Origin of the sequence: Streptomyces sp. NPDC058240 (genome assembly GCF_042882135.1) — a bacterium.
Lineage (GTDB): Bacteria > Actinomycetota > Actinomycetes > Streptomycetales > Streptomycetaceae > Streptomyces.
The window spans coordinates 139,217-155,428 of sequence record NZ_JBHVWT010000004.1; the positions used below are offsets into that span (position 1 = coordinate 139,217).

Genomic DNA, 16,212 nt, shown 5'->3' on the forward strand with positions numbered 1-16,212 from the left:
CCGCTCACAGCATGAAGAGATCATGCAACGCGGCCATCAGCAGCAGGCCGCCGACCACCGTGAGGAAGATCATCAAAGGGGGCTGGGAAAGCGCGAAGAGGCAGCCGCGCGGCTCTTCGGCAGGGGGTGCGGGGGCATCGCCCCGGGAGGTGTCCACCATCTCGGGACGATCATGACTCACTCGGGACCCCGTTGGCGATCAATACGCCTTTTCGCACCGGGAGTTCACCCACCCCGACCGGTCAGAATTCGCTCCTGCGTCCGATCGGCCGCCACGCATTCGGTACGACACCCGGAGCGCTCCCGTGCCGCAACTACGCGGAGCCGAAGGCCGATACGCCGACCTGCGAACGACCCGATCGGCCAACACCGTCCCGTACGCGGTGAATTCGGGATCCGGCGGGCAGGCAGGCGACCGGATGCAGCGCCGCGGCCTCAGCGTGGCGTCGAGCTGGAGGCCCGCACCACGAGCTCCGGCTGGAGCACCACACTGCGGTGCTCGTGGGTGCCGTCCTCGTCGTCCGACTCCTCCAGCAGGAGCTCCGCGGCCATCCTGCCCATCACGACCGCGGGCTGGCGGACCGAGGTGAGCGGGACGGCAGCGGCGGCGGCGAACTCGATGTCGTCGTAGCCGACGATGGCGATGTCGTGCGGCACCCCGACGCCCGCCGCGTACAGGGCCTGGAGCACGCCCAGGGCGAGCAGGTCGTTGGCGCAGAACACCGCGGTCGGCCGGGGCACGAGGCCGAGCAGCCGGGCTCCGCCATCGCGGCCCGCCGCCACGTCCAGCCGGTCGGAAGGGATCTCGACGAGCGCCTCGGGCGGCAGCCCGGCGTCCGCGAGGGCCGACAGGGCGCCTTCGCGCCGGTCCCTGATCTGATGGAGGTCGCCCGGTCCGCTGACGTACGCCACCGAGCGATGACCGGCCGCGACCAGATGACCGACGGCGAGCGCGCCGCCGCGGACGTCGTCGACGGAGACCGCGCAGGCCCCCGTGCCGGGCGCCACCCGGTCCACCAGCACGAAGGGGATCCGGTGACGGCTGAACGCCTCCAGGTTCCGGCCGGTCGCGTCGGCCGGGGTGACCAGGACGCCGCAGACCCGCTGCTCGGCGAAGAGTCCGAGATACTCGGCCTCCTCCGCCGGGCTCTGGTCGCTGTTGCAGACCATGACACCGAGACCGGCCGCACGGGCGGCGCGCTCGGCACCACGGGCCACGTCCACGAAGAACGGGTTGCCCATGTCGAGGACGAGCAGGGCCATGATCCGGCTGCGGCCCGCCCTGAGCTGGCGCGCCGACTCGCTGCGCACGTAGCCGAGTTCCTCGATGGCGGCGAGCACCCGGGCACGGGTCTCCGGCAGCACCGCCTCGGGCCGGTTGATCACGTTGGACACGGTGCCCACGGAGACTCCGGCCTGCCGGGCCACATCCTTGATCCCTGCCACACGCGCCACTTGCCCTGCCCCACTGATGACTTCGGCCGCACCGGTCCGCGGCGTGTCCCCATCGTACGGACGGCATTACGGGCCGGCCTCCCGGGCCGCCCACCCGCTGAATGAATTGTTTCAATCCGATCGGGACAAGCTAGCCCCGCGTCCGTACACCGTCAAGAATCATCGATGAATCGATTCACTCGCCATGGACACCCCCTGCCCCCGGACCGGGACGGGGGCAGGGGTCAGATGCCGTGCTTCTTCAGGATGGCCTCGATGTCGCTGAAGTCCTCGCCCGGCGCGTCGGACTGCTGCCGGGACTTCGCCTTCGGGCGCGCCTGCGCCCGGGACTCCGGGAGCCCCGACCCCAGAGAGGGTGCCGAGGCCGCGGGGGCGACCGCCTCGCCCTGTGCCGCCCGTGCGGCGGCCCTGCGCTCCTTACGGGTGCCGCCGCCTCGGCGCTCGATCGCGCGCGTGGTCGTGAACAGCAGCCAGGCCACCGCGAGCAGCCCGAAACCGAGCCAGACGCTCGGCTTGAAGGCGATTCCGGCGACCCAGTCCACGACCCCGGTCAGCACCAGTGCGATCGGGACCAGGGAGTAGGCGGCGATCCGGGTCGCGGCGAGGAAGCGCTTTCGCCAAGCGGTGACGGCGGCGATGCCCAGGCCCGCCGCTGACACCGCGGAGCAGATGGTCTCGGCAAGCATCGGTGCCTCCAGGCGCAAGGGGAAACGTCCCTTCCATCCTGCACCGGTGACCGGCCCGGCGGCCACGATCCGGAACCGCATCAGGGACATTTCAGGGCCGGGATCCTCCCCAGGTGTCGATCGGCGGTGCGCGGATCGTACGGAGCCGGGGCGGACCGGATGCCGATTGGGAGGCTCGCGCGGGCCCTGGGAGACTGGCCGCATGAGCGATTCCACCCCTGCGGCCCCCGTCGTCCTCGACATCTGGTGCGAGCTCCAGTGCCCCGACTGTCACCAGGCCCTCACCGATGTGCACGCCCTGCGGGCCAAGTACGGCGACCGGCTGGACGTACGGCTGCGGCACTTCCCGCTGGAGAAGCACAAGCACGCCTTCGCCGCCGCGCAGGCCGCCGAGGAGGCGGCGGCCCAGGGCAAGGACTGGCCGTACATCGAGGCGGTGCTCGCCCGTACCGCCGATCTCGCACGCACCGGCGAGCCGCTGCTCGTCGAGTTGGCGCGGGAACTCGGCCTGGACGCCGAGGAGATGGACACCGCGCTGATCGACGGACGCCACATGCTGATCGTCGACGCCGACCAGGCCGAGGGCAAGGCGATCGGAGTCACCGGCACCCCGACGTATGTGATCGGCGACGAGCGGCTGGACGGCGGCAAGAGCCAGGACGGGCTGCGCGAACGGATCGAGGAGATCGCCGACCGGCTGCTCACCGAGCGGGGCTGAGCGGCCCGGCCCTCAGAGACTCTTGGCCAGGTTGTACTGAGTCGTCCGGTATCCGAGCGACTCGTACAGCCGCAGGGCGGGCGTGTTGGCGGCGAACACATGCAGTCCGAGGCGTCGGGCGCCCGCGGCCAGGGTGATGTGCTCCGCCTGCTGCATCAGGGCACGCCCGTGGCCGCGGCCCCGGTACTCCTCGTCCACCTCCACGTCGTAGACGAAGCCGGTCGCCTCGCCGTCGTCACCCTCGCGCACCGAGACCCACACATGGCCGGCGACCACTCCCCCGGCGACGAGGACATGGAAGTGCATGCCCTCGGTGTCCATTCCGGCCGGCAGGTTACGTGCGTGGTCGGAGCGGGACTTGTGCATGGCCTGCTCGACCGGAACACCCTGGTCGATCCAGGACTGTGCGTACGTGTCGACACTGGTGCGCTGCCAGGCCGCGAACTCCTCGGCCGTCATCTCCCTGGCCACGACACCGTCCGGGAGCACGGGGGCCGTCGGGCCGAGGTCCTTGAGCATGTTGCGGCTTCGTTCGGTGTACCCGAGTGCGGCCGTCAGGCGCCCGGCCCCCTCGTTGCCCTCCGGCACCGACAGGTGCACCTGGCCGCAGCCCCATCCGCGCAGCACCTCCTCGGCGGCGAGCACGGCGATGGTGCCGCGGCCCCGGCGCCGGCTCGGTTCGTCGATGGTCAGGGAGCGCAGCTCGCCGGTGGCCGTACCGAACGCGGCGTCGGTGCCGATCTCCAGGGAGCCGACGGGCCGCCCGTTGTCGCACACGTCGTACGCGTGGTTCTTCGCACCGTCGGTGCCTTGCTGGATCGGCCCGGTCGGCCGGAGGGTGGTGGTCATCGGAGATGTTCTATCCGCTGGGGCCCTGCCCGTCACCCCGATTTACGGGTCGAGGTCGTCGCCGGCCCGCTCGTCGAAGATCCGCATGGCCTTGGCGGTCACCGGTCCGGGCCCGCCGGGCAGCTCCCGGCCGTCCACCCGGTGGACGGCCTGCACATCGCGCAGGGTGGAGGTCAGGAAGATCTCCTCGGCCCGCTCCAGGACGTCGAAGGGCAGCTCGGTCTCCTGTGCGCCCGTCCACTCCACGGCCAGCGCGCGGGTGATCCCGGCCAGGCAGCCGGAGGCGACCGGCGGGGTGTACAGCTGCCCGTCGAGGACGACGAAGACATTGGACCCGGTTCCTTCGCAGAGCTGCCCGGCCGTGTTGGCGAAGAGCGCCTCCGAAGCACCGTGCTCGTGGGCACGGGCGAGGGCGACGACGTTCTCGGCGTACGAAGTGGTCTTGAGCCCGGTGAGCGCACCGCGTTCGTTGCGCGTCCAGGGGACCGTGATCACGGCGGTGGTGTCGGGACGGCGGGCCGCCTCGCCGAGGGCGACGACCAGGCCGGGGCCGGCGTCGCCGCGGTCGGAGCCGAGCGGGGAGAGTCCTCCGGTGTAGGTGATGCGCAGCCTGCCGAGTGCCATCGGGTTGGCCTCGATGACGTCGGCGCAGGCGCGGCGGACCTCGTCGACGTCGGGGGCGGGGAGTCCGAGGCCGCGGGCCGAGCGGGTCAGCCGGTCGAGGTGGCGGGTGAGGGCGAAGGGCCTGCCGCCGACGGTCTTCACCGTCTCGAAGATGCCGTCCCCCACGGTGAGTCCGTGGTCGAGCACGGACACCCTGGCGTCTTCGGCGTCGCGCAGTTCGCCGTTGACCCAAATCCTCATCACGCGGTCCTTCCGGTTGCTTCGTGAGCGCCCGACGCTACAGCGAGCAGTCGGGACGCCTTGAGTTCGGTCTCGTCCCACTCGCGTTCCGGGTCCGAGCCCCAGGTGATGCCGGCCCCGGTACCGAAACGTAGGACCGGGGCGGTGCCGGTCCGGTCGATCCAGAAGGTGCGTATGCCGACGGCGAGCGATGCGGTGCGGCGGTCGGCGTCGACCCAGCCGATGCCTCCGCAGTAGGGCCCGCGCGGTGCGGTCTCCAGCTCCTCGATGATCCGCAGGGCGCTGGACTTGGGTGCCCCGGTGACGGAGCCGGGCGGAAACGCGGCGTCGAGGAGCTCGGGCCAGCCGACGCCCTCGGCGAGCTCGCCGCGCACGGTGGAGACGAGGTGGACCAGGCCGGGGTGCTTCTCGACCACGCAGAGGTCGGGGACGGTGACCGATCCGGTGGCGCAGACCCGGCCCAGGTCGTTGCGGACCAGGTCGACGATCATCACGTTCTCCGCGTGGTCCTTCTCCAGCAGATCGGCCTCGGTGCGGCCGGTGCCCTTGATCGGCCCCGACTCGATGGTCCGGCCGTCCCGGCTCAGGAAGAGTTCGGGGGACGCGGTGGCGATCTCCACGCCGTGCCCGGGAAGCCGAATCGTTCCTGCGTACGGGGCGGGGTTGCCACGGGCGAGCAGCGCGGTCAGCGCGTCCACATCCGCGGCGCCCGGGTCGGGCAGGGGCGCGGTCATCACCCGGCAGAGGTTGGCCTGGTAGACCTCGCCCGCCGCGATGTACTCGCGGATCCGCCGTACGCCCGCGATGTACGCGGCGCGGTCCAGCGACGAGTTCCAGTCACCGGCTGCGGGCCCGCGCCAGGCGCCCCGCACGGGTGCGGGTACCGCCCGCGTACGTACGGAGCCGAAGCGCGCGCAGACGAGTCGGCCCTCGAAATCGGCGGACACGGCCCAGAAGCCGGACGATTCGAGGGCTGTGGGATCACTGGTCACGTCCTGCAGATCGGAGGCGACGAGGCCGCCGAAGCGGGCCATTGGAGCGAGGTCGTGCACGCCGTCGAGTCTAGGGCGGCGCACGATGACCTGCGCCGGGTCGGGTGCACCTCAGCACGCTGCACAAACGCGTTTTTGTACTGGCCCGGGAATCCGCTAGAGTTCAACACGTCGCCGGGACGCGCAAGCGGACCGGGAAAGACAAGCGGACGTAGCTCAGTTGGTAGAGCGCAACCTTGCCAAGGTTGAGGTCGCCAGTTCGAACCTGGTCGTCCGCTCGCAGAAAGTGGGGGATCTTCCCGAGCCCCCACTCCTGGTGGAGTGGCCGAGAGGCGAGGCAACGGCCTGCAAAGCCGTCTACACGGGTTCAAATCCCGTCTCCACCTCCAAGGACGATTAGCTCAGCGGGAGAGCGCTTCCCTGACACGGAAGAGGTCACTGGTTCAATCCCAGTATCGTCCACTGATCCGCAAGGATCCCCCGCGCGATTAGCTCAGCGGGAGAGCGCTTCCCTGACACGGAAGAGGTCACTGGTTCAATCCCAGTATCGCGCACGCAGTATACGCAGGTTCACCCTGCGCGATTAGCTCAGCGGGAGAGCGCTTCCCTGACACGGAAGAGGTCACTGGTTCAATCCCAGTATCGCGCACCAGCAAAAGCCCCGGTCGTCCCGACGACCGGGGCTTTGTCGTTCCCGGCGTACGAGTGCCGGTACGGACGCACTGCGGGCCCGGACGGAAGGCGTCCGGGCCCGCGGTCGGGCGCCGACCGGTTCAGGACGAGAAGAGCATGCGGCCGAAGCTCTTGTGCCGGTAGTGACCGCCGTTGTGGCCGCCATGGTGCTGCGGGGCGCCCCAGGCGGGCGCCGGGGCGGCCGGGTAGGCCTGCGGGGCCGGCGGTGCGGGCGGGGCCTGCTGCGTCCACTGCGCCTCGATGCGGGTGAGGGACTCCAGCTCGCCGTAGTCGAGGAAGATTCCCCGGCAGCCGCTGCACTGCTCGATCTGTATGCCGTTGCGGTTGTACGTGTGCATCTGCGCGTGGCACTTGGGACACTGCATGGTTCGGCTCACTCCTCGCCGTCGGGTCGCCGTCGCCGGAATGCATGCCCGTCGACGGTCGGTTCAGCCTACGACGAGTGTTCGGCGCCCAACTCGGGCGGGAGGGATGCGATTCGGGCACAGGCGTCGATCATCGTCTGCTCCACGTCATCCGGATTCCGGTCCTCCGCCGCGGACTTGGCAAAGGCCAGCGCGGCGGCCTGGACGGTCAGGGCGCGGGCCGGCACATCCAGCTCCGGCCAGGGATCGCCCTCGGCCCGTACGGCGGGACCGCCCGCTGCCCGGTAGGCGTCCAGGAAGCGGAGCCAGACCTCGGGGGGCAGGATCCCGGCCGCGTACCAGGCGGCGGGGCGGGCGAGGTCCCAGGCGGGGTCCCCGAGACCGGCGTCGTCGACGTCGATGAGCAGCCAGGGTCCGTGCGGGGCCGGGTGGCGGACGAGCTGGCCGAGGTGCAGATCTCCGTGGCAGAGGAAGCGCGAACGGTGCGGGGGTGCGGCGGCTTCGTCGCGGGCCCAGGCCGGCAGGCGGTGCCAGGCTTCGATTACGGGGGCGGTGGCCGGGTCGGCCGGCCGGGCGGCGCGCATCCGGGCGACGGCGAGCGCGGCCTTCGCGGGGCCCCGCATGGGCGGGAGCGCGAGGGAGGACGGGGCCGGGGCCCGGTGCAGCCCGGCCAGCAGAGCGGCGGCCTCTTCCCAGGGGGCTCCGTCCGGGTCGCCGGGGTCGACGGGTCGGCCGTGCGGCCACAGCGTGACGGGGCGGTCGTGGAGGGAAGCGGACGGTGCGGCGGGGTGGGGTGCCAGTGGGGCGAGCAGGATGCCGGTGAGGTGCGGATCGTTGGCGAGGGTCAGGCGGGTGAGCAGGCCGGGGGTGTCCGTGCCGGGGGCGTGAGCCTTGGCGACGACGGCCCCGCTGCGGACCACCGTGCCGTCCGCACGGTCCGCGAGCACCGTCGGGGGCGGGCAGGCGCAGGGGTCCTCGGGGTGTGCGTGGGCGGCCCGGTGGGCGAGGGCGCCCAGCGCGCGTACGACTGCGGTGGTCACGGTCTCCCCCGGTGGCGGACAGGTACGGGTGGCCCGATCCGCGCGGGCCCGCCGATGAGCGTACGCGCGCCGTGCGGGGTCGCGGACGGGCAGATCGTCACGGCGGCGCCGATGCCGTCCGGTGCGATCACCGCTGCGTTGCGAACGGCCCCGGACAGCGCGATGTCCGGTCAGCTCCCCAGCTGACCGGACAAACGCTGCCGTCCGCCGCACCCCCGTCCCCACGGGGTTGTTGGCCGGATGTCCCGGTCCGGACCGCTCTTCCGGACCCGGGGCGCCGCTCAGCGCCCCAGCATCACGCCCACGGACGACGCCTGTGTGACCACTGCGTCCCAGCCGCCGAAGACGACCACGAGCAGGGCCGCCAGAGGAAGAACCATTGCCGTCGCCACGAGTGGGTGGCGCGTACCGGACGACGGGCGGCTGCCGAACGAGGCATGGCCCCTGCGTCCCGTGCGGATCATGGTCCGCGTTGCCGTGTCCGCCATGGTTCCTCTCCTGGCTCGATGTGGGGCGGCGGGCGTGTGACCTCGGGGGACGAGTGCTGCACCCGCCGCTTGACCTCAACATTAGGGACGCGCGGGGCGGAGGGCGTCATGCCCGCGTACCGATTGCCGGGCCTCCCGGAGGATGAGCCCCGGTCCTTCGGCGTACTCCCCTGGGTGGAGACCGGGCGCCTGATCCCGGGGACATCCCGGAGGGGGCGCGGCGAACTTCTCGCGGCGTCGGAGTCGTTGGACGGCGCGGCCCGCCGGTGCGCACGGCCACGGTCACCGTGACTTCACTCACCCTTCATTCCCCGGGTTCCCGGCCGTCGGCCCCGGGGCGCCGACGGGGGCCGCGCGCGTCCGTCCGGGCCGGGGCGCGCGAGGACCGGCCGGCCGACCGGTGCGGCTCCAACCTCCCGTCGCCGCAACCGCCTTGGGGTCCGGGCCTGTCCGGCAGGGGATCCGCTCCGGCCGGACGCCCTGTCATCGGCCGCGCCGCGCACCGACAATCGATCGACCGGCGAGGGCGCGGCCTCTGAGCACCCCGGGCGCCGGGTACGTAAGCTGTGCCTCGTCAGGCGGACCAGGCAGCGGGGATGGGCAGACATGGCGATGATGCGGCTCCGGCGCGAGGACCCGCGTGTCGTCGGCTCGTTCAGGCTGCACCGGCGGCTCGGGGCAGGCGGCATGGGTGTCGTCTACCTGGGTTCGGACCGGCGGGGCCAGCGGGTGGCACTGAAGGTGATCCGCCCGGATCTGGCGGAGGACCAGGAGTTCCGCTCCCGTTTCGCGCGCGAGGTGTCCGCCGCCCGGCGGATCCGTGGCGGCTGCACCGCGCGTCTGGTGGCCGCGGACCTGGAGGCGGACCGTCCGTGGTTCGCCACGCAGTACGTCCCGGGGCCCTCGCTGCACGACAAGGTGGCCGAGGAGGGGCCGCTGTCGGCGGCCGAGGTGGCCTCGATCGGGGCCGCGCTGTCCGAGGGCCTGGTGGCGGTGCACGAGGCCGGTGTCGTCCACCGTGACCTGAAGCCGTCGAACATCCTCCTCTCCCCCAAGGGCCCCCGGATCATCGACTTCGGGATCGCCTGGGCGACCGGGGCCTCCACCCTCACCCATGTCGGTACGGCAGTGGGCTCGCCGGGATTCCTCGCACCCGAGCAGGTGCGCGGCGCGGCCGTGACGCCCGCGACCGATGTGTTCTCGCTCGGTGCCACGCTCGCGTACGCGGCGATGGCCGACTCGCCTTTCGGGCACGGCAGTTCCGAGGTGATGCTGTACCGCGTGGTGCACGAGGAGCCTCAGTTGCACGACGTGCACGACGCGCTCGCGCCGCTGGTGAGCGCCTGCCTGGCCAAGGACCCCGAGGAGCGGCCGAGCACGCTCCAACTCTCCATGCGGCTCAAGGAGATCGCGGCGCGGGAGGCGCAGGGGCTGCACGAGGGCCGACCGCCCGTGCAGCGTTCGACACAGGAGCTGGACCGGCCGACCGGCCGTCTCGACGGCCCGTACACCGAGCAGCAGACGCGGCGTTCGGCTCCTCCCGCGCCCCGTCAGCAGAAGCAGAAGCAACCGCAGGGCAGCAGGCCGTCCTCGTCGTCGCGGGCGGGGTCGCCCCGGACCGGTGGTTCGCGCCCTCAGCAGCAGCGGCCGCCGCGCGACACCACCCGGCCCGGCAGGCGCCCGCAGGGGACGAACGGGACGAACGGTCGGCCGGGTACGCGGCCCGGGACCCGTACGACTTCGGCGGGGCTGCGTCCCGCCAATCCGCGGCTGCTGCGGCAGCGGCTCGTCGTCTTCGTCGTGGTGACGCTGCTGGTGGCGCTCGGCATCGCGGCGGCCCAGGGCTGCCAGGGGCCCTCGCGCGGGCTGGGCACGGATCCGGGGCGGAACGAGACCCGGACGCAGACCCAGGTCGAGGCCCCGCCCCAGAGCCGGCAGCTCCGGTAGCCGGTCAGTTCTGCGGGCGGCCCGATGCCACCGCGTAGAACGCGACCGCCGCGGCCGCTCCCACGTTGAGCGAGTCGACGCCGTGCGCCATCGGGATGCGTACCCATTCGTCGGCGGCGACCAGGGCCCGGGTGGACAGCCCGTCGCCCTCGGCGCCCAGCATCAGCGCCACCTTGTCCATCCGGTGCGGTGCCGCCTCGTCGATGCTTCCGGCCTTCTCGTCCGGGGTCAGCGCGAGGAGCCTGAAGCCCGCTTCGCGTACGGCCTCCAGGTCCTTGGGCCAGGTGTCGAGACGGGCGTAGGGAACGGAGAAGACCGCTCCCATCGAGACCTTGACGGAGCGCCGGTAGAGCGGGTCGGCGCAGTCCGGGGAGAGCAGTACGGCGTCCATGCCGAGGGCGGCTGCGCTGCGGAAGATCGCCCCGATGTTGGTGTGGTCGTTGACGGCCTCCATGACGACCACCCTGCGGGTCGTCGTCAGCAGTTCGTCGGCCGTCGGCAGCGGCTTGCGCTGCATCGACGCGAGGGCGCCGCGGTGGACGTGGTAGCCGGTGACGCGCTCGGCGAGCTCGGGGCTGACCGCGTACACCGGGGCCGGGACCTCATCGATGACGTCGCGCATCAGGTCGACCCACTTCGCCGAGAGCAGCATCGACCGCATCTCGTACCCGGCGTGCCTGGCGCGTCTGATCACCTTCTCGCCCTCGGCGATGAACAGGCCCTCGGCGGGCTCCCGCCTGCGCCGGAGTTCGACGTCGGTGAGTCCGGTGTAGTCGCGCAGGCGGGGGTCGTCGGGGTCGTCGACGGTGATGAGATCAGCCACGGGTTCGATACTGCCTTGTCCGGTGTGTGGTGCCAACGGCTCGGGAGAAGATCCGTTACCGCTGGTTACTCGGTGGGGGTGCGGAGGCGTCCTGGCCGGCTACTCGGCGGGGTGCGGTGCGGCGCCCGTGCCGACGGCGACGACGTCGCCGATGACGATGACGGCCGGGGGACGTACCTCTTCGGCGGCGGCCCGTTCGGCGACGGTCGCCAGGGTCGCGTCGACGCGGCGCTGGGATGCCGTGGTGCCCTCCTGGACCAGGGCGACCGGGGTGTCCGGGGACTTGCCGTGGGCGACGAGGGCCTTCGCGATGGCGCCGATCTTGTCGACGGCCATCAGCAGTACGAGGGTGCCGCGCAGCTGCGCGAGCGCCGCCCAGTCGACCAGCGAGCGCTCGTCGTCGGGGGCGACATGACCGCTGACGACGGTGAACTCATGGGCGACGCCTCGGTGGGTGACGGGGATTCCGGCCGCGCCGGGTACCGAGATCGAGCTGGAGATGCCGGGGACGACGGTGCACGGGATGCCTTCGGCGGCGAGCGCCTGGGCCTCCTCCATGCCCCGGCCGAAGACGAACGGGTCGCCGCCCTTGAGCCGTACGACGGCCTTGCCCGCCCTGGCGTGCTCGATGAGCGCCTGGTTGATCGCCTCCTGCGCCATGAAGCGGCCGTACGGGATCTTCGCCGCGTCGATCACCTGGACGTGCGGCGGCAGTTCGTCGAGCAGGTCGCGCGGGCCGAGACGGTCGGCGATGACCACGTCGGCCTCGGCGAGGAGGCGACGGCCGCGCACGGTGATCAGGTCGGGGTCGCCGGGACCGCCGCCGACCAGGGAGACACCGGGGGTGGGCCGGGTGCGGTGGTGCGGGGCGGTGAGCGTGCCGTCGCGCAGTCCCTCGACGATGGCGTCGCGGACGGCGGCGGAGTGGCGCGGGTCGCGGCCCTGGGCGTCGGTGGAGAGGACGGCGACGGTCACGCCCTCGCTGCGGCCGGTGGCCGGGGTCCATGCGGTGGCCACGTCGGCGTTGTCACTGCGCACGCACCAGGTACGGGTGCGCTCGGCCTCGGCGGACGCGGCGTCGTTCGCGGCGTCGTCGTCGGAGGCGATCAGCGCGTACCAGGTGTCGGTCAGGTCCCCGTCCGCGTACCGGCGGCGCTCCCAGCGGATCTCACCGGCGTCGGCCATCGCTTCGACGGAGGGGGTCGCGGACGGCGACACGAGGGTGATGTCGGCGCCGGCCGCGATGAGCGCCGGGAGGCGGCGCTGCGCGACCTGGCCGCCGCCGACGACGACGACGCGGCGCCCGCTCAGGCGCAGTCCGACGGGGTACGCGGGGTGATCGGCGTGCTCGGCCATGGCGGTGCGGACTCCTCGTGCGATGCGGGGTGCGGGCCGCTGCGACGGTGGAGCGGCTGTGACGTGCGGTTTTGCGGGGCGTGCGTCCACGATACGGGGTGCTTCGGGGCGCGGGGCGGGCCGGTGGAGCGGGCGGGGGCCGCTGCGCGGAGCTCGGCCCCTGCCCTGAACCGTGGCTCGGCCCGGACCGGGCGCCCGAGGCGCCGGTCCGGGCCGAGCATGGCCGTGTACTGCTTCTCGGTGACGTACTACTTCTCGGTGACGCCCGCCGAGTCGAACGTCGCCACCTCGTGCATCGCCCGCGCCGCGCTCTGCACGATCGGGAGCGCCAGCAGCGCGCCCGTTCCTTCGCCGAGGCGGAGGTCGAGGTCGACCAGCGGGCGCAGGCCCAGCTTGTTGAGCGCGGCGACATGGCCTGGCTCGGCGCTGCGGTGGCCCGCGATGCAGGCGGCCAGGGCCTCGGGGGCGATGGCACGGGCGACCAGGGCCGCGGCTCCCGCGCTCACGCCGTCGAGGATGACGGGCGTACGGAGCGAGGCGCCGCCCAGCAGGAAGCCGGCCATCGCGGCGTGCTCCAGGCCGCCGACCGCTGCCAGGACACCGATCGGGTCGGCCGCGTCGGGCTGGTGGAGTTCGAGGGCGCGGCGGACCACGTCCACCTTGCGGGCGTGCATCTCGTCGTTGATGCCGGTACCGCGACCGGTCACCTCGGCCGGGTCCATGCCCGTGTACACACAGATCAGCGCGGCCGACGCCGTGGTGTTGGCGATCCCCATCTCACCGGTGAGCAGGCCCTTGTTGCCTGCCGCGACCAGATCGCGGGCGGTCTCGATGCCGACCTCGATCGCCGCGAGCACCTCCTCGCGGGTGAGCGCGGGTCCGGTCGTGAAGTCGGCCGTTCCGGCGCGCACCTTGCGGGGCAGCAGGCCGGGCGTCGCGGGCAGCTCCATGGCCACGCCGACATCGACCACGCACACCTCGGCGCCGACCTGGGCCGCGAAGGCGTTGCAGACCGCGCCGCCGCCGAGGAAGTTGGCGACCATCTGGCCGGTGACCTCCTGCGGCCAGGCCGTGACGCCCTGGGCGTGCACCCCGTGGTCGCCCGCGAAGATCGCGACGGCCGCGGGCTCCGGGATCGGCGGGGGGCACATCCGGGAGAGCCCGGACAGCTGCGCCGAGATGATCTCCAGCATGCCGAGCGCGCCGGCCGGCTTGGTCATCCGCTTCTGGCGTTCCCACGCCTCGCCGAGCGCCTTGGCGTCCAGCGGGCGGATGTTGGAGATGGTCTCCTGCAGCAGGTCGTGCGGCTCCTCGCCGGGCAGGGCGCGGCGGCCGTAGGTCTCCTCGTGGACGACCCAGGACAGCGGGCGGCGCTTGGACCAGCCCGCCTGCATCAGCTCGGGCTCCTCGGGGAACTCGTCGACGTAGCCCACACACAGGTAGGCGACGACTTCGAGGTGCTCGGGCAGGCCCAGGGCGCGGACCATTTCGCGCTCGTCGAAGAAGCTGACCCAGCCGACACCGAGTCCCTCGGCGCGCGCGGCGAGCCAGAGGTTCTCGACGGCGAGCGCGGAGGAGTACGGGGCCATCTGCGGCTGGGTGTGCCGGCCGAGGGTGTGGCGGCCGCCGCGGGTGGGGTCGGCGGTGACGACGATGTTCACCGGGGTGTCGAGGATGGCCTCGATCTTCAGTTCCTTGAACTGCTTGGCCCGGCCCTTGGGCAGCGACTTCGCGTAGGCGTCGCGCTGACGCTGTGCCAGTTCGTGCATGGAGCGGCGGGTCTCTGCCGAGCGGATGACGACGAAGTCCCAGGGTTGCGAGTGGCCGACGCTGGGCGCCGTGTGCGCGGCTTCGAGGACGCGGAGCAGGACCTCGTGCGGGATGGGGTCGTTGCGGAAGCCGTTGCGGATGTCGCGGCGCTCACGCATGACGCGGAGCACCGCCTCGCGCTCGGCGTCGTCGTAGCCGGGGGCCGGCGGGCCGACGGGAGCCGCGGCCTCGTCGGACTCGGACGCCTCGGGGGCCTCCGCCTCGGCGGCTTCCTGCTCGGGGGCCTGGGCAGCCTCGGCGGGCTCCTGGGTCCGGGCTTCGGGCTGTACGGATTCCACGTGCCCGGCCTCCGGGGCCTCCGTGGTCTCCTTCGTACCGGGCGCCGCCGCTGCGGGCTCCGCGACAGGGGTGGCTTCCACGGTGTCCACGATGTCCGCGGTGTCCGAGGGGGCCGTGATGTCCGGGGTCTCGATGACCTCCGGTCCCTGTTCGGCCTCCGGCTCGGGCGCCGTCAGCACCTCGGCCTCGGGGGCGGGCGCGGGAGCGGGGACCGGCTCGAGGGCTTCGGCCGGCGCGGCGTTCTCGATGGCCTCGACGGCTTCGGCGTTCACGACCGGATCGACGGCCTCGACGACCTCGACGGGCTCGGCGGTCGCGACGGGCTCGGTGTTCGCGGCGGCCTCGGAAGGCTCGATGACTCCCCCGGCCGTGACGGCCGTCACGGCCGCCGCGACGTCCGGCTGAGGGGTCTGCACAGGCTCCATGGCGATAGCCACAGGCTTGGCCTCGGGCTCGGGCTCGGGCTCCGCCTCGACGGTCCGCTCCGCTGCGGGCGTCGGGGCCAGGTGCGGAGTCGTCGGCACCGAACCCTCGACGGGCACGAACTGGCCCATGGGAACGGCTTCCGCGGCGTCCTGCGGCACGACCGCTTCGACGGGCGCCCCGGCGTCGACGGGGTCTTCGGCGGGCGTCTCGACCGCGGCCGGTACCGGCTCGGCGGTGGGAGCGACCGCGGCCGGAGCGGCCTCGGCGTCCTGCACCACGGCCGGAGCGGCCTGAACCGGCTGCGCCGCCGGCATCGGCTCGGCGACCGGCTGTGCCGCCGGTACCGAGTCGGCGACCGGAGCCGGAACGACCGATTCTGCCGCCACTGGTGCGGCCTCCGGCTGCGGCGGCTGGGCCGCCCACGGGCTGCCGCCCTGCGGCAGGATCTCCCCGAGCTGCGGGCCCGGCAGCGCGGACGCGTCCTCACCCGGCGCCTCGAAGTACTCCGGGCCGGTGGTCGGCGGACCGGCGTGCCTCGCGGGGGCCGGGGTCCGGGTCTGCGTCCGGGGCGCGCCCGCGGGTCCGCGGTCGGCGAGCGAGCGCACCACTCCGCCGGTCGGCGTCCCGCCGTAGGACGGCGAGCCGTCGGCCGCGACCGGGCCGCGGTGCAGCGGTCGGCGCACCGGCGCCTGGGCCGCCGGAGCGGGGGCCGGGGTGGGCGACGGAATGCGTACGCCCCTCAGGTCGACCGAACCGGAGTCGCGGCCGCCGGACTCATGAGTCCCCTGGCCGGTCTCGGGCAGCGGCTCCGCCACCGCCTGCTGAGCGGTGTACGCGTCCGGGGCCTGCGTCTGGACGGGCTCCTGCACCTGGACCTGGACGGGTCCCTGGGGCTGCGCGGGGGTCTCGCCGGCCGGCTGGGCATAGGGCTGTGCCACGGCCTGGTAGGCGCCCTGTCCGGGCAGCGGCGCCTGGGCGGCGACGCCCTCGGGGTACTGGCCCGGGGCCGGTACGGCCTGCGGGTCGCTCCAGGCGCCCTGGGGGCTCGGCATCAGGAGGAGGTCGTCGTCCTCGGAGACATGCTCGGAGGGAGCGAGGTAGGTGTAGGCATCCGGGGCGGCGATGCCCGGCTGCTCCACCATGCCTGCGTTCTCCGGCAGTCCCTCACCCGGGATCTGGCCGGTGTCACTCATGCGTACCCCTCGCCCATCGTCAGTGCTCCTTCGGCCCATCGCCCGGGACGCCCGACCACGGCACGCCGACGCTCGTCAACAAGAACGAGCGGGCGCGTCGCGCGGCACGAAACGGTCGCGGACATACTGCATTCTCGCGGCCGTTCGCCGCCGCGGCAGCTCATTTCGCCACGGCCCGCTGTGGACTGCGCCACGTCGCGCATCCCCC

General features: G+C 72.9%; 14 protein-coding genes and 5 tRNA genes. 7 read left to right on the forward strand and 12 right to left on the reverse strand.

The window, feature by feature from the left end; translation table 11 throughout:
* Positions 1-4: 4 nt before the first annotated feature.
* The 3 genes from ACFVX4_RS10695 to ACFVX4_RS10705 form a co-directional block, all read right to left on the reverse strand.
* On the reverse strand, positions 5-160 hold the full coding sequence (locus ACFVX4_RS10695; protein WP_266421860.1) for a hypothetical protein: 156 nt from the start codon (positions 158-160) through the stop codon (positions 5-7).
* Positions 161-435: 275 nt separating this feature from the next.
* Positions 436-1,455: a LacI family DNA-binding transcriptional regulator gene (locus ACFVX4_RS10700; RefSeq protein WP_389974302.1), complete on the reverse strand. Its 1,020-nt coding sequence runs from the start codon at positions 1,453-1,455 to the stop codon at positions 436-438.
* Between the two features lie 224 nt (positions 1,456-1,679).
* Positions 1,680-2,141, reverse strand: a complete 462-nt coding sequence (locus tag ACFVX4_RS10705; RefSeq protein WP_266421856.1) for a hypothetical protein — start codon at positions 2,139-2,141, stop codon at positions 1,680-1,682.
* A gap of 202 nt (positions 2,142-2,343) precedes the next feature.
* Between ACFVX4_RS10705 and ACFVX4_RS10710 the strand changes: the two genes are divergently transcribed.
* Complete coding sequence (locus ACFVX4_RS10710) at positions 2,344-2,859, forward strand: DsbA family protein (protein WP_389974306.1); 516 nt, start codon at positions 2,344-2,346, stop codon at positions 2,857-2,859.
* A gap of 12 nt (positions 2,860-2,871) precedes the next feature.
* Here ACFVX4_RS10710 and ACFVX4_RS10715 read toward each other — a convergent pair whose 3' ends face one another.
* From ACFVX4_RS10715 to ACFVX4_RS10725, 3 genes are read right to left on the reverse strand one after another with little or no spacing between them, the layout of a single operon-like run.
* Positions 2,872-3,708 carry a GNAT family N-acetyltransferase gene (locus ACFVX4_RS10715; RefSeq protein ID WP_389974308.1) on the reverse strand — a complete coding sequence of 279 codons (837 nt, stop codon included), beginning with the start codon at positions 3,706-3,708 and terminating at the stop codon, positions 2,872-2,874.
* A gap of 42 nt (positions 3,709-3,750) precedes the next feature.
* Positions 3,751-4,572, reverse strand: a complete 822-nt coding sequence (locus ACFVX4_RS10720; RefSeq protein WP_389974311.1) for an aminotransferase class IV — start codon at positions 4,570-4,572, stop codon at positions 3,751-3,753.
* Positions 4,572-5,606 carry a chorismate-binding protein gene (locus tag ACFVX4_RS10725; protein WP_389974838.1) on the reverse strand — a complete coding sequence of 345 codons (1,035 nt, stop codon included), beginning with the start codon at positions 5,604-5,606 and terminating at the stop codon, positions 4,572-4,574. Before ACFVX4_RS10725 ends, ACFVX4_RS10720 begins: the two co-directional genes overlap by 1 nt.
* Before the next feature lie 163 nt (positions 5,607-5,769).
* On the opposite strand from ACFVX4_RS10725, the gene ACFVX4_RS10730 reads away from it, so the two are divergent.
* From ACFVX4_RS10730 to ACFVX4_RS10750, 5 genes are all read left to right on the forward strand, one after another.
* Positions 5,770-5,842 (forward strand) — tRNA-Gly (locus ACFVX4_RS10730).
* 37 nt (positions 5,843-5,879) lie between these two features.
* Positions 5,880-5,953, forward strand: a tRNA-Cys gene (locus ACFVX4_RS10735).
* Position 5,954: 1 nt separating this feature from the next.
* Positions 5,955-6,026: transfer RNA gene (locus ACFVX4_RS10740), tRNA-Val, on the forward strand.
* Between the two features lie 20 nt (positions 6,027-6,046).
* Positions 6,047-6,118, forward strand: a tRNA-Val gene (locus ACFVX4_RS10745).
* Positions 6,119-6,141: 23 nt separating this feature from the next.
* Positions 6,142-6,216 (forward strand) — tRNA-Val (locus ACFVX4_RS10750).
* A gap of 121 nt (positions 6,217-6,337) precedes the next feature.
* Here ACFVX4_RS10750 and ACFVX4_RS10755 read toward each other — a convergent pair.
* From ACFVX4_RS10755 to ACFVX4_RS10765, 3 genes are all read right to left on the reverse strand, one after another.
* A complete protein-coding gene (locus ACFVX4_RS10755) occupies positions 6,338-6,622 on the reverse strand; it encodes a zf-TFIIB domain-containing protein (protein ID WP_389974313.1) in 285 nt (94 codons plus the stop codon).
* 68 nt (positions 6,623-6,690) lie between these two features.
* Complete coding sequence (locus ACFVX4_RS10760; protein ID WP_389974316.1) at positions 6,691-7,662, reverse strand: phosphotransferase family protein; 972 nt, start codon at positions 7,660-7,662, stop codon at positions 6,691-6,693.
* Positions 7,663-7,943: 281 nt separating this feature from the next.
* Entirely contained in the window at positions 7,944-8,150 is a 207-nt protein-coding gene (locus ACFVX4_RS10765; RefSeq protein WP_385326634.1) for a hypothetical protein, read from the reverse strand.
* A 606-nt stretch (positions 8,151-8,756) separates the two neighbouring features.
* On the opposite strand from ACFVX4_RS10765, the gene ACFVX4_RS10770 reads away from it, so the two are divergent.
* Positions 8,757-10,097, forward strand: coding sequence for a serine/threonine-protein kinase (locus ACFVX4_RS10770; protein ID WP_389974319.1), 1,341 nt, complete (start codon positions 8,757-8,759; stop codon positions 10,095-10,097).
* Between the two features lie 4 nt (positions 10,098-10,101).
* Here ACFVX4_RS10770 and ACFVX4_RS10775 read toward each other — a convergent pair whose 3' ends face one another.
* From ACFVX4_RS10775 to cobT, 3 genes are all read right to left on the reverse strand, one after another.
* Positions 10,102-10,920, reverse strand: coding sequence for an RNA methyltransferase (locus ACFVX4_RS10775; protein WP_266421840.1), 819 nt, complete (start codon positions 10,918-10,920; stop codon positions 10,102-10,104).
* A 99-nt stretch (positions 10,921-11,019) separates the two neighbouring features.
* Positions 11,020-12,276, reverse strand: coding sequence for a uroporphyrinogen-III C-methyltransferase (cobA, locus tag ACFVX4_RS10780; protein ID WP_389974323.1), 1,257 nt, complete (start codon positions 12,274-12,276; stop codon positions 11,020-11,022).
* Positions 12,277-12,524: 248 nt separating this feature from the next.
* The gene (gene cobT / locus ACFVX4_RS10785) at positions 12,525-16,004 is read right to left on the reverse strand and encodes a nicotinate-nucleotide--dimethylbenzimidazole phosphoribosyltransferase (RefSeq protein WP_389974326.1); all 3,480 of its coding nucleotides are present in this window, start codon (positions 16,002-16,004) and stop codon (positions 12,525-12,527) included.
* Positions 16,005-16,212 lie beyond the last annotated feature (208 nt).

Coding starts and splice junctions, on each gene's coding strand:
- ACFVX4_RS10695 (WP_266421860.1), bottom strand. CDS start 160: ATGGTGGACACCTCCCGGGGCGATGCCCCCGCACCCCCTGCCGAAGAG.
- ACFVX4_RS10705 (WP_266421856.1), bottom strand. CDS start 2,141: ATGCTTGCCGAGACCATCTGCTCCGCGGTGTCAGCGGCGGGCCTGGGC.
- ACFVX4_RS10710 (WP_389974306.1), top strand. CDS start 2,344: ATGAGCGATTCCACCCCTGCGGCCCCCGTCGTCCTCGACATCTGGTGC.
- ACFVX4_RS10715 (WP_389974308.1), bottom strand. CDS start 3,708: ATGACCACCACCCTCCGGCCGACCGGGCCGATCCAGCAAGGCACCGAC.
- ACFVX4_RS10720 (WP_389974311.1), bottom strand. CDS start 4,572: ATGAGGATTTGGGTCAACGGCGAACTGCGCGACGCCGAAGACGCCAGG.
- ACFVX4_RS10725 (WP_389974838.1), bottom strand. CDS start 5,606: ATGGCCCGCTTCGGCGGCCTCGTCGCCTCCGATCTGCAGGACGTGACC.
- ACFVX4_RS10755 (WP_389974313.1), bottom strand. CDS start 6,622: ATGCAGTGTCCCAAGTGCCACGCGCAGATGCACACGTACAACCGCAAC.
- ACFVX4_RS10765 (WP_385326634.1), bottom strand. CDS start 8,150: ATGGCGGACACGGCAACGCGGACCATGATCCGCACGGGACGCAGGGGC.
- ACFVX4_RS10770 (WP_389974319.1), top strand. CDS start 8,757: ATGGCGATGATGCGGCTCCGGCGCGAGGACCCGCGTGTCGTCGGCTCG.
- cobA (WP_389974323.1), bottom strand. CDS start 12,276: ATGGCCGAGCACGCCGATCACCCCGCGTACCCCGTCGGACTGCGCCTG.
- cobT (WP_389974326.1), bottom strand. CDS start 16,004: ATGAGTGACACCGGCCAGATCCCGGGTGAGGGACTGCCGGAGAACGCA.